13 protein-coding genes are annotated in these 10,679 nt (G+C 65.9%); 4 read left to right on the top strand and 9 right to left on the bottom strand.

Features of this window, described 5'->3' with window-relative positions:
• Window positions 1-181 precede the first annotated feature (181 nt).
• Together WAZ62_RS17645 and WAZ62_RS17640 are read right to left on the bottom strand one after the other, a co-directional pair.
• Window positions 182-943, bottom strand: a complete 762-nt coding sequence (locus tag WAZ62_RS17645) for an ABC transporter permease (protein WP_422644850.1) — start codon at window positions 941-943, stop codon at window positions 182-184.
• Window positions 940-1,866, bottom strand: coding sequence for an ABC transporter ATP-binding protein (locus WAZ62_RS17640; RefSeq protein WP_422644849.1), 927 nt, complete (start codon window positions 1,864-1,866; stop codon window positions 940-942). Before WAZ62_RS17640 ends, WAZ62_RS17645 begins: the two co-directional genes overlap by 4 nt.
• 131 nt (window positions 1,867-1,997) lie before the next feature.
• On the opposite strand from WAZ62_RS17640, the gene glpD reads away from it, so the two are divergent.
• Both glpD and WAZ62_RS17630 read left to right on the top strand, forming a co-directional pair.
• Entirely contained in the window at window positions 1,998-3,497 is a 1,500-nt protein-coding gene (gene glpD, locus WAZ62_RS17635) for a glycerol-3-phosphate dehydrogenase (RefSeq protein ID WP_422644848.1), read from the top strand.
• A 2-nt stretch (window positions 3,498-3,499) separates the two neighbouring features.
• A complete protein-coding gene (locus WAZ62_RS17630; RefSeq protein WP_422644847.1) occupies window positions 3,500-4,309 on the top strand; it encodes an HAD-IIB family hydrolase in 810 nt (269 codons plus the stop codon).
• On the opposite strand, the gene WAZ62_RS17625 is transcribed toward WAZ62_RS17630, so the two are convergent.
• From WAZ62_RS17625 to WAZ62_RS17600, 6 genes are all read right to left on the bottom strand, one after another.
• Window positions 4,298-4,597: a hypothetical protein gene (locus WAZ62_RS17625; RefSeq protein ID WP_422644846.1), complete on the bottom strand. Its 300-nt coding sequence runs from the start codon at window positions 4,595-4,597 to the stop codon at window positions 4,298-4,300. The two genes, WAZ62_RS17630 and WAZ62_RS17625, sit on opposite strands and share 12 nt — an antisense overlap.
• 67 nt (window positions 4,598-4,664) lie before the next feature.
• Window positions 4,665-5,144 carry a Panacea domain-containing protein gene (locus WAZ62_RS17620; protein WP_422644851.1) on the bottom strand — a complete coding sequence of 160 codons (480 nt, stop codon included), beginning with the start codon at window positions 5,142-5,144 and terminating at the stop codon, window positions 4,665-4,667.
• A gap of 181 nt (window positions 5,145-5,325) precedes the next feature.
• Complete coding sequence (locus tag WAZ62_RS17615) at window positions 5,326-5,703, bottom strand: helix-turn-helix domain-containing protein (protein ID WP_422644845.1); 378 nt, start codon at window positions 5,701-5,703, stop codon at window positions 5,326-5,328.
• A gap of 143 nt (window positions 5,704-5,846) precedes the next feature.
• Complete coding sequence (typA, locus tag WAZ62_RS17610; RefSeq protein WP_422644844.1) at window positions 5,847-7,670, bottom strand: translational GTPase TypA; 1,824 nt, start codon at window positions 7,668-7,670, stop codon at window positions 5,847-5,849.
• Between the two features lie 220 nt (window positions 7,671-7,890).
• Window positions 7,891-8,856 carry a DUF3592 domain-containing protein gene (locus tag WAZ62_RS17605; RefSeq protein WP_422644843.1) on the bottom strand — a complete coding sequence of 322 codons (966 nt, stop codon included), beginning with the start codon at window positions 8,854-8,856 and terminating at the stop codon, window positions 7,891-7,893.
• Between the two features lie 88 nt (window positions 8,857-8,944).
• Window positions 8,945-9,565, bottom strand: coding sequence for a TetR/AcrR family transcriptional regulator (locus WAZ62_RS17600; protein ID WP_422644842.1), 621 nt, complete (start codon window positions 9,563-9,565; stop codon window positions 8,945-8,947).
• A 175-nt stretch (window positions 9,566-9,740) separates the two neighbouring features.
• Here WAZ62_RS17600 and WAZ62_RS17595 point away from each other — a divergent pair, with 175 nt between their 5' ends.
• Window positions 9,741-10,034 carry a YciI family protein gene (locus WAZ62_RS17595; RefSeq protein ID WP_422644841.1) on the top strand — a complete coding sequence of 98 codons (294 nt, stop codon included), beginning with the start codon at window positions 9,741-9,743 and terminating at the stop codon, window positions 10,032-10,034.
• Window position 10,035: 1 nt separating this feature from the next.
• A complete protein-coding gene (locus tag WAZ62_RS17590) occupies window positions 10,036-10,449 on the top strand; it encodes an EVE domain-containing protein (RefSeq protein WP_422644840.1) in 414 nt (137 codons plus the stop codon).
• Here WAZ62_RS17590 and WAZ62_RS17585 read toward each other — a convergent pair.
• Window positions 10,439-10,679 (bottom strand): thiamine phosphate synthase (locus tag WAZ62_RS17585; protein ID WP_422644839.1); only part of this gene is annotated, 241 nt, incomplete at its 5' end. The two genes, WAZ62_RS17590 and WAZ62_RS17585, sit on opposite strands and share 11 nt — an antisense overlap.

The following is a 10,679-nucleotide window of genomic DNA, read 5'->3' as shown; positions in this document are numbered from 1 at the left end:
CCTGCGGGTCGAGGCGGCGCGGCCGACGGTGGAGGAGGGCCAGCGCAGTTTCGACGAGATCGCCCGCCTGGTCGGCTTCGCCGATCCCGACCGCCTGTGCCAGAGTTTCATCCGCTGCCTCGGCCGGACGCCGCAGGACGTGCGGCGCCAGGCGCGCAGCGCCGGCTGACGCGGCGACCGATCACACCTTCAGGCGGTAGCCGCTGCGGAAGATCCAGACGATGCCGCCGAGGCACAGCACGAGGAACAGCCCAGTCATGCCGAGGCTGAGGCCGATGTCGACTTCCGACTGGCCGAAGAAGCTCCAGCGGAAGGCGGAGACGAGATAGACCACCGGGTTGAACAGGCTGACCGTCTGCCAGAAGGGCGGCAGCATCTCGATCGAATAGAAACTGCCGCCGAGGAAGGTGAGCGGCGTCACGATCAGCAGGGGCACCAGTTGCAGCTTCTCGAAACCGTCGGCCCAGATACCGATGATGAAGCCGAACAGGCTGAAGGTGACCGCGGTCAGGATCAGGAAGGCGACCATCAGCACCGGATGCTCGATCTGGACCGGCACGAAGGCGGTCGCCGTCGCCAGGATGATCAGGCCGAGGATGACCGACTTGGTCGCCGCCGCCCCGACATAGCCGGCGACGATCTCGAGCGGCGAGACCGGCGCCGACAGCACCTCGTAGATCGTTCCGGTGAAGCGCGGGAAATAGATGCCGAAGGAGGCATTGGAAATGCTCTGCATCAGCAGGGTGAGCATGATCAGCCCGGGCACGATGAAGGAGCCATAGTCGACACCGCCGATGGCATTCATGTGCTGGCCGATCGCCGCCCCGAAGACGACGAAATAGAGCGAGGTGGAAATGACCGGCGAGATGATGCTCTGCATCAGGGTGCGCCAGGCGCGGGCCATCTCGAACAGATAGATGGCGCGGATCGCATAAAGGTTCATGGCCGCGTGCTCACCAGGCTGACGAAGATGTCTTCGAGGGAATTCTGACGGGTCTGCAGGTCGTTGAAGCGGATGCCGGCCTCGCCGATGGCGCCGAGCAGGGCGGTGATCCCCGTCCGCTCCCCCTTGGTGTCATAGGTATAGACCAGTTCGCGCCCTTCGCAGGCAAGGCTGAGGTCGAAGCCCGCGAGGCAATCGGGTACGGCGGCCAGGGGCTGCTGCAGATGCAGGATCAGCTCCTTGCGGCCGAGCTTGCGCATGAGTTCGGCCTTCTCCTCGACCAGGATGATCTCGCCCTGGCGGATGACGCCCACCCGGTCGGCCATTTCCTCGGCTTCCTCGATGTAATGGGTGGTCAGGATGATGGTGACGCCGGTCTCGCGAAGCTGGCGCACCATCTCCCACATGTCGCGGCGCAGCTCGACGTCCACGCCGGCCGTCGGCTCGTCGAGGAACAGGATGCGCGGTTCGTGGGACAGGGCCTTGGCGATCATCACCCGGCGTTTCATCCCGCCGGACAATTGGCGCAGCTGGTTGTCCTTCTTGTCCCACAGGGAGAGGTCGCGCAGGATCTTCTCGATCAGGGCGGGGTTCCGCCCCTTGCCGAACAGGCCCCGGCTGAAGCTGACCGTGTTCCATACGGTCTCGAAGGCATCGGTGGTCAATTCCTGCGGCACGAGGCCGATCAGGCCACGCGCCGCCCGATAGTCCTTCACGATGTCGTGGCCACCGGCGAGGACCGTGCCCGATGTCGCCCGGGCGATGCCGCAGACGATGCTGATCAGGGTCGTCTTGCCGGCGCCATTCGGCCCCAGCAGGGCGAAGATCTCGCCCGGCATGATCCGCAGGTTCACGGCCTTCAGGGCGGTGAAGCCCGAGCCATAGGTTTTGGTGAGGTTCTGGATGTCGATGACCGGCTTCATGGCGCGGACCATACCCCAGCTTGGAGCTGCATGAAATCCGCCCGGGCGCATGGCAGGCCATCGCCGGGTTTGCCATGGACCGGCGCTGCGGCCATGGTATCACCCGGAGTGCGGGTTTACGGCAGGCGGGCATGACGGCGCGATTTGATCTGGTGGTGATCGGCGGGGGCATCAATGGCGCGGCGGTGGCGCGCGACGCAGCGGGCCGGGGCCTGTCGGTCCTGCTGGCGGAAGCGAATGACTATGCCAGCGCGACCTCTTCCGCCTCGTCCAAGCTGATCCATGGCGGCATCCGCTATCTCGAGCAATATGAATTCCGGCTGGTGCGGGAATCCCTGCACGAGCGCGAGACGCTGATGCGGATCGCGCCCCATCTGGTCTATCCCCTTCGCTTCCTCGTGCCGGTGACGAAGGGCCAGCCGCGCCCGGCCTGGGTCGTTCGCCTCGGGCTTATCCTTTACGATCTTCTGTCGGGCCGGAAACTGCTGGAAAAGACCGGACGCCTGTCGGCCGCCGCCGCCGCCGCGGTGCCGCGCCTTCGACCCGAAGGCGTCCGTGCCATTCTGCATTACCCCGACTGCTGGACCGACGATGCGCGCCTGACCCTGGAAACCCTGCTCGATGCCCGGGCGCGGGGCGCCGATATCGGCAACTACCGCCCGGTGACGAGGATCGAGCCGGCCGGTGACGGCTACCGCGTCACCTTCCGCGAGGACGGCCGGCCCCGGACGGTCGAGGCGCGCCATGTCGTCAATGCCGGCGGCCCCTGGGCCAACGCGGTGCTGGGCAAGGTCGAAGGCGGCGCCGCCCCTGAAAAGCGCCTGCGGCTGGTGCGCGGCAGCCATATCGTCGTGCCGATGCCGGCGCCGAAAGAGACCCGCGCCTTCACCCTGCAGAATGACGACAGGCGCGTGGTCTTCGTCATTCCCTGGCTGGAACGGTTCCTGATCATCGGCACCACCGATGTCCCGCATGAGGGCGACCCGGCGAAGCCGAAGTGCTCGGACGCGGAGCGGGATTATCTGCTCGCCTGTTACCGGCGCTTCTTCGATCATCCGGTGACGGCGGCGGATGTGGTGTGGAGCTGGTCGGGGGTCCGTCCGCTGGTCGACGACGGCAGCGACAATCCCTCGAAGGTGACACGGGAATATGAACTGGTCTCGGCCCGGCAAGGGTCGGGCGGCATGATCTCGATCTATGGCGGCAAGATCACCACCCACCGCAAGCTGGGCGAACTGGTGATGTCGGAGTTGCAGGAGCTGGGCGCCGAAATGGCCGGCCCCTGGACCAAGACCGCGCCGATCCATGGTGGTGCCCTCGACCGCGCGGCGCTGGCCCGTCTCGCCGAGGATGGGCCGGATGTGGTGCCCCTGGAGGTGCGGCGGCGCTGGGTCTTCACCTATGGCTCGGCGACGGCGGAGATTTACCAGGCGATCCGTGGCAACCCCGCGCTGGCGGACGAGGTCGCCCCGGGCATTCCGGAGGCGGAATTGCTGCACGCGGTGACCGTCGAGGATGCGAAGACGGCGGAGGATTTCCTCTATCGCCGGACCAAGACCTTCATCCTGCTGGACCCCGCGGGGGTCGACGCGGTGACCGGCTGGTTCGCCCGCCGCCAGCGGACGGCCTGACCGTGCCCTTGCCCCTCGTCCGGATGCCGCGCCAGATCCTGGCCGGCATCGATATCGTCCTGACCGATATCGACGACACGCTGACCCATGAAGGCCGCCTGCCCGCCGTCACCTATGCGGCGATCGAGCGGCTGGCGGCGGCGGGGATCGACGTCGTGCCGATCACCGGGCGGCCCGCCGGCTGGTGCGACCTGATCGCCCGGCAATGGCCGGTGCGCGGCGTGATCGGCGAGAATGGCGCCTTTTTCTTCGCCTATGACGCTGGCGCCCGGCGGCTGGTGCGGCGCTACTGGAAGCAGGATCCGCAGGTCCGCGCCGCCGATCGCGCCCGCCTCGCCGAACTGGCGCAGGTTATCCCGGCTGCGGTGCCGGGCTCTGCCATCGCGACCGACCAGTTCTGCCGCGAGGCCGATCTGGCCATCGATTTCCGGGAAGATGTGGCGCCGCTGCCCTGGGCGGCGGTCGATCGCATCGTCGAGCTGTTCGAGGCGGCGGGGGCGACGGCGAAATACAGCACCGCCCATGTCAACGGCTGGTTCGGCGACTGGGACAAGCTGGCGATGACCAGGATCTTCTTCGCCGAACATCTGGGTCGCGACCTCGACGCGAGCCGGGATCGTGTCGCCTTCATCGGCGACAGTCCGAACGACGTTCCGATGTTCGGCTTCTTCCCCCATGCGGTCGGGGTCGCCAATCTCGATTTCTTCGGCGACCGGCTGACCGCCTTGCCCGCCTATGTCACGACGGCAAGGGGCGGCCACGGCTTCGCCGAACTGGCCGACGCTCTGCTGGCGGCGCGATCAGCAGCCTAAAGCAGCGCAAATGTCGTTCTTGTCCGCGCGCGAGATCGTGGCGCTGCCGCGAATGGCCAAGCATATGCTTTGAGCCAGGGACGCAGTGACCCTGCCCTTGATGCCTTCGGTCTCAATCGCCCTTTGGATCGTATGGTCATCCAGTTCAAAGGGTTGGCCGCAGCCGAGGAAACTATCCCGCTTCAGGAATGGGTGATCCGCCTTGGCGATGGCAAGCGAGCCGATCGGCCAATCTTCAGAGTTGATGCGGATGAAGAGGCCGAGGTCGGGTTCCACGCAGACGGCCATTTTCCGCTTCGGCGGCTCGATGTTCTCGTCGAAGATTCAAATGACATCCAGCGGCCTGATCACCGCTTCAAAGCCTGAAGCGCGCCGCGCTTTCCCGCAGGTCGGAGACGACGCGATCCTTGACCGGGGAATCCTGAAGCATGTCTTCGTAGCGCATGAAGCCGAGGTTGGCGGCCTGCCAGTCGGCGCCATGGGTCGCAGCCGTTCTGGCGTCGAACGTCATCGACCGCGACAGCGCCAGAGCCGTCCGCAATTCCTCCATGTCGCTGTCCGACAGGACGTCGAGGTTGGGAGGGGAATTGGTGCCGTCACCGGAGAGCCGATAGCCGTTCAGCCGCCAGGGGAAGCGGTCCACCCCGAGCTCGGCCAACCAAAGGGCATCCCCTTTGGCCATTTCATAAATTTCGACCGGCACGGGACCGAATTTCATGGCCCGATATGCCGCCCCGAAGATGGGGCGGTGATATTTGTTCAAATGGGCCTTGTCGGCGAAGTAGCAGGTCTTCAGCAGGGTATGGAGGTCGATATCCGACGCCTCCGATACCATCCACTGGATGGCGGCCTTGGCCTTTTCGGGCGAGAATTTGAACCGAATTGGCCTCATGCCTGTAAATATGGGCAGGGCCTGTCCGCAAAATCAAGTAGGGCCTGTGGCGGGCGTCCACGCATCTTCCTGTTCTCTGTACCTCGCTGTCCGGACCTGCCGGCCCGTGAGGGCCGGCAGAGAGTCACGCGGCGATCGAGGTGGCGACGGCCACCGGTTTGGCCGGGGCGACCGCGGCCATGGCGCGAACGAGGTCGAGCAGGCGTTCCTGCTGTTCGTCCGGCAAGCTCATGAAATTGCGGGCGACCTCGGCCGCGTCGCGGCTGATGCTGTCGGCGACCGGTGCCGGGGCGTCGTAGAAATAGGCGATCGGCACATCCAGCGCTTCGGCCAGCGTCGACAGGCGACCGGCCGAAACCTTGGCGCCGCCGGTCTCGTATTTCTGGATCTGCTGGAATTTCAGGCCGACACGACGCGCCAGCCGCTCCTGGGAAAGCCCGAGAAGCCACCGGCGTTCGCGAATACGGCGTCCGATCTGAAGATCGAGGGGAGTTATCGGCATGGAAAAACTCCTAAATGGGAACAATTGTCACCATATTGGAGTTTTCCGGTCGTATCAACCCCTAGCCGCGCAACCCGCCGAAAGATCGCCACTTGGGGTTGGGCGCTCGTCCGGAAGGCGAGCGCCCGAGGTGCTTCGTTGGCTCAGGCGCTTTCGGCCGAGCGCGACATGCGCTTGCGCTCGTTGGAATCGAGGTAGCGCTTGCGCAGGCGGATCGACTTCGGCGTCACTTCCACCAGTTCGTCGTCGCCGAGATAGGCGATGGCCTGTTCCAGGCTCATCTTGCGCGGCGGCGTCAGGCGCACCGCCTCGTCCTTCGAGGTGGTGCGGATGTTGGTGAGCTGCTTGCCCTTCAGCGGATTGACCTCGAGGTCATTGTCGCGGGTGTGCTCGCCGATGATCATGCCTTCATAGACCTTCACGCCCGGGTCGATGAACATCGGGCCACGGTCTTCCAGGTTCCACAGGGCATAGGCGACGGATTCGCCGGCGCCATTCGAGATCAGCACGCCGTTGCGACGGCCCGGGATCGCGCCCTTGTAGGGGGCGTAATCGTGGAACAGCCGGTTCATCAGGCCGGTGCCCCGGGTGTCGGTCAGGAATTCGCCGTGATAGCCGATCAGGCCGCGCGACGGGCAATGGAACACGAGACGGGTCTTGCCGCCGCCGGACGGGCGCATTTCCTTCAGCTCGCCCTTGCGGACCGAGACCTTCTCGACGACGACGCCGGTGAATTCGTCGTCGACGTCGATCACCACTTCCTCGATCGGCTCGAGGCGCTGGCCATTCTCTTCCTTGAAGAGGACGCGCGGCCGGCTGATCGACAGCTCGAAACCCTCGCGGCGCATCTGTTCGATCAGGATGCCGAGCTGAAGCTCGCCGCGACCGGCGACCTCGAAGGCGTCGCCGCCGGGAGCGTCGGCGATCTTCAGGGCGACATTGCCTTCCGCTTCGCGCATCAGGCGCTCGCGGATGACGCGGCTCTGGACCTTGCTGCCCTCGGTGCCGGCGAGCGGCGAATCATTGATCGAGAAGGTCATGGCCAGGGTCGGCGGGTCGATCGGCTGGGCCCGCAGCGGCGCGGTCACTTCCGGGGCGCAGATCGTGTCGGCGACGGTGGTGACCGTCAGGCCGGCGATGGCGACGATGTCGCCGGCCGAAGCCTCTTCCACCGGAACGCGCTCGATGCCGCGGAAGGCGAGGAGCTTGGACAGACGGCCCTGTTCCAGCAGGTTGCCGTCGACGCCCAGCGACTTCACCGCCATGTTCTGGCGCGCGACGCCCGACTGGATGCGGCCCGTCAGGATGCGGCCCAGGAACGGGTCGCTTTCCAGCGTGGTCGCCAGCATGGTGAAGGGCAGTTCGGTGTCGTTGACGACCGACGGCTGCGGCACATGGGCCAGCACGAGGTCGAACAGCGGCGCCAGGGTCTCGCGCGGGTCGTTGATGTCGGTGACGGCCCAGCCCTGCTTGCCCGAGGCATAGAGGATCGGGAAGTCCAGCTGTTCCTCGTTGGCGTCGAGGGCGGCGAAGAGATCGAAGACCTCGTTCAGCACTTCGTCGGGGCGGGCGTCGGGACGGTCGATCTTGTTGATGAGGACGATCGGGCGCAGGCCGAGGCGCAGCGCCTTGCCGGTGACGAATTTCGTCTGCGGCAGCGGGCCTTCGGCGCTATCGACGAGGACGACGACGCCGTCGACCATCGAGAGGATGCGCTCCACCTCGCCGCCGAAGTCGGCGTGGCCGGGGGTGTCGACGATATTGATGCGGGTGTCCTTCCAGACGACCGAGGTCGGCTTGGCCAGGATGGTGATGCCCCTCTCCTTTTCCAGGTCGTTGCTGTCCATGACGCGCTCGGCCACCTGCTGGTTGGCGCGGAACGTGCCCGACTGCCGCAGCAGCTGGTCGACGAGAGTGGTTTTGCCATGGTCGACGTGGGCGATAATGGCGATATTGCGGATCTGCATGGAACACGCCTTCCGGGGCACTGGCATCAAGGCCCGGGGCCGGCTCATCGATTACGAAGCCGGAAGCAAGGGGCCGGAAATTCGGGCTTTTGCCGCTTCTTGAAGCGGCGGCGGAGTATAGCCGCTGTTTATGGCAGTGCAATAACAACGGCCATGCAAGCTCTGCATGGCCCGCGTCGGGCAAGGCGGGCGAGACGCCGCCCTGTCTTCAATCGCGATTTCAGCGATCGCGATTGAAGACGGGCTCGCGCCGCTCCCCGGTCTCGCGAAGCCGCGACGGCAGCGGGGCGAGCGGCGGTGCCGAGGGGGGCGCGGGTTCCGAAGGTGGGGGTGGGGCCTCGGCGACGATCGGCGCCTCGACCGGCGGCGGTGCCGGCGCGGGGGCCGGCTTGCCCCGGCGGATGCTGGCGGCGAACAGGGCGATCATCAGGGCGAGGACGGCGAGGGAGCCCCAGAAGGCGGGGCCGGCCCAGACTTCGCCGAAACTCTCGATCCTCGCGCCCGCCGGATTGTCCTTGGCATAGCCGATGGTGACGGCATCGCCCGCTTCATAGGTGTCCGTCCCGACGCCATGGTCGGTATATTCGACGATGCGGCCGTCGCCGGTCCTGAAGCGCACCACGGGGGCGCCGCGCTCCACCGCCACGACACGGCCCTCGGTGCGGGGGAAGCGGTTCAGGGTCTCGACCACCGCCGAATATTCGCCCCAGGCGAAGGCGACGAGCGCGAAGGCGACGGCGAACAGACCAAGGCGGATCAGGACGGGTAACCGCGGCAATTCCTCGGGCCTGCGCCGACGCGAGGTCGCCATGCCGAGGCCGACGACGATGGCGATGATGCCGCCGCCCAGGGGGATCGCAGCCGGTCCCCAGACCGCCATCAGCTCGCCCGATTCCGCGAGATCGGGCCGGCCGGGCGGATAGGTCAGAAGGACGGGCGTTCCGGTCGCCACATCGGGCCGCTTCACCGGATCGAGCCGCGCCTCGACGCGCTGACCGTCCTCGGTGGTGAAGGTGGCGACGGGAATATAGCCGCCGCCCGCCGGATCGGGATCGAAGCGCAGGATCTGGCCGACCACGTCTTCAGCGGAAGCGCCGCGCTTGAAGGTGGCATAGCCATCCACGGCGCCCAGCCAGGAGAAGATGGCGCCCGCCACGATGAGCAGCAATCCGGTCAGGCGAAACATGTGGCGGGCTCTCTAGGTCGATGGGCTGGGGGTCATGATGGGCGGAGCATTCGCCGGGATCAAGCCGTCCGCTGCGGTGGACGGCGGCTCACGCCGCGTCGGCGGATTTCGCGATGTCCCTGGACCGGCTGCGCAGGCCATTGATCAGAAGATCGATGACCCCCGCCGCCTCCCGCTCCAGCTTGTCGAGGGTGAGGCCCGAGAAAAGCTGAGGATAGCGGAACTTGAAGGTGGCGGACTGGATCATCTCGGCGGTGAAATTCACGTCGTCGATGTCGAATTCGCCGGTCGCGTTGCCCATGGCCAGGATTTCGGCGATCAGCGAGCGCACCCGGGCCAGGCCCTCGTTGGCGACATGGGGCCGCTCGCGCGCCACGATCTCGGCCATCTCGATCCAGTGCTGATCCTTTTCCAGCTCCTGGAAGGTGATCTGCATCTGTTCCATCAGGAAGCTGCGCAGACGCTCGACCGCCGGGACATTGGGCCGGCGCACCACTTCGCGCAGCCGCTCCGCCGTGCGGATGAAACTCTGCCGGGCGATCTCCTCGGCGATGTCCAGCTTCGACATGAAGTAGCGATAGAGGTTGCCGGCCGACATCTTGCAGTCGCCCGCCAGCTCGGCCATCGTCGTCTTGCCATAGCCGTAACGCGCCAGCCGCTCCATGGCGGCAGCGATGATCGCCTGCTTGATTTCTTCGTGACGCTTCATCCCGGGGGCAATTTTAACCGCTGAATCCTGAACGCTCAACATAGTGTTCATGCTTTCGAGGGCAAATTTGCAAGCAAAATCGGTATGTTGCAAAGCAGCATGGAAATCTTTCACGTGTGCGTTCAAATCTGGTGTCATCTTGCGGGATGAAAAGGGATTCGTAAGGGTAGCTGCCATGCTTTTCGCCGTGATCTGTACCGACAAGCCGGGCGGGATGGAGATCCGTCTCGCCAATCGACCGGCTCATATCAATTGGCTGAAGGCCCCGGACAGCCGGATCCGCGTCGCCGGCCCCTTCACCACCGAAGATGGCGCCGCCATGACCGGCAGCCTGCTGGTGGTCGAGGCCGACAGTATCGAGGATGCCCGCGCCTATTGCGCCAACGACCCTTACGCCAAGGCCGGCCTCTTCGCCGCGGTCGAGATCAAGCCCTGGAAATGGGTGATCGGCCAGCCGGCGGGGGTCTGAGATGGCGCATTGGCTGGTGAAATCGGAACCGGGTGCCTGGTCGTGGGACGATCAGGTGCGCGACGGCACCACCTTCTGGTCGGGGGTGCGCAACTATCAGGCTTCCAACAATCTGAAGGCCATGAAGATCGGCGACCGCTGCTTCTTCTACCATTCGGTCAGCGAGAAGAAGATCGTCGGCGTCGTCGAGGTGGTGAAGGAATATTACCCGGACCACACGGACGAGAGCGGGCGTTTCGGCATGGTCGACCTCGAGGCGGTCAAGCCGCTGGTCAATGCGGTCAGCCTCGATCAGGTCAAGGAAGACCCCCGGCTGAACCATCTCGCCCTCGTCAAGCAGTCGCGCCTTTCGGTCATGCCGGTCGACGACGCTTCCTGGGACCTGATCTGCCAGCTGGGCGGCATCACGGCCTGAAGGCGCCGATTGCAGCGATGCCGATGGCGCCGTTGCCCAGAAGGCGGGGCGCCGTCATCCCGTCGATCCCGCCGAGGGCATAGACGGGGATCCCGGCAAGGCGCGCCAGCCCGGCGAAGCGGATGACGCCAAGGCAGGGCGCCCCCGGATGGCTTTGCGTCGGCAGCACCGGCGACAGCAGGGCGGCGGCGACCCCGGCGCGCCGCGCCCGGATCAGGGCGGGCAGGGAA

Source organism: Zavarzinia sp., assembly GCF_049306435.1.
Taxonomy (GTDB): domain Bacteria; phylum Pseudomonadota; class Alphaproteobacteria; order Zavarziniales; family Zavarziniaceae; genus Zavarzinia.
Note: the sequence above shows the minus strand (reverse complement) of the source record. Positions and strands in the feature narration are given on the sequence as shown.

Coding starts and splice junctions, on each gene's coding strand:
- WAZ62_RS17645 (WP_422644850.1), bottom strand. CDS start 943: ATGAACCTTTATGCGATCCGCGCCATCTATCTGTTCGAGATGGCCCGC.
- WAZ62_RS17640 (WP_422644849.1), bottom strand. CDS start 1,866: ATGAAGCCGGTCATCGACATCCAGAACCTCACCAAAACCTATGGCTCG.
- glpD (WP_422644848.1), top strand. CDS start 1,998: ATGACGGCGCGATTTGATCTGGTGGTGATCGGCGGGGGCATCAATGGC.
- WAZ62_RS17625 (WP_422644846.1), bottom strand. CDS start 4,597: ATGGCCGTCTGCGTGGAACCCGACCTCGGCCTCTTCATCCGCATCAAC.
- WAZ62_RS17620 (WP_422644851.1), bottom strand. CDS start 5,144: ATGGTATCGGAGGCGTCGGATATCGACCTCCATACCCTGCTGAAGACC.
- WAZ62_RS17615 (WP_422644845.1), bottom strand. CDS start 5,703: ATGCCGATAACTCCCCTCGATCTTCAGATCGGACGCCGTATTCGCGAA.
- typA (WP_422644844.1), bottom strand. CDS start 7,670: ATGCAGATCCGCAATATCGCCATTATCGCCCACGTCGACCATGGCAAA.
- WAZ62_RS17605 (WP_422644843.1), bottom strand. CDS start 8,856: ATGTTTCGCCTGACCGGATTGCTGCTCATCGTGGCGGGCGCCATCTTC.
- WAZ62_RS17600 (WP_422644842.1), bottom strand. CDS start 9,565: ATGAAGCGTCACGAAGAAATCAAGCAGGCGATCATCGCTGCCGCCATG.
- WAZ62_RS17595 (WP_422644841.1), top strand. CDS start 9,741: ATGCTTTTCGCCGTGATCTGTACCGACAAGCCGGGCGGGATGGAGATC.
- WAZ62_RS17590 (WP_422644840.1), top strand. CDS start 10,036: ATGGCGCATTGGCTGGTGAAATCGGAACCGGGTGCCTGGTCGTGGGAC.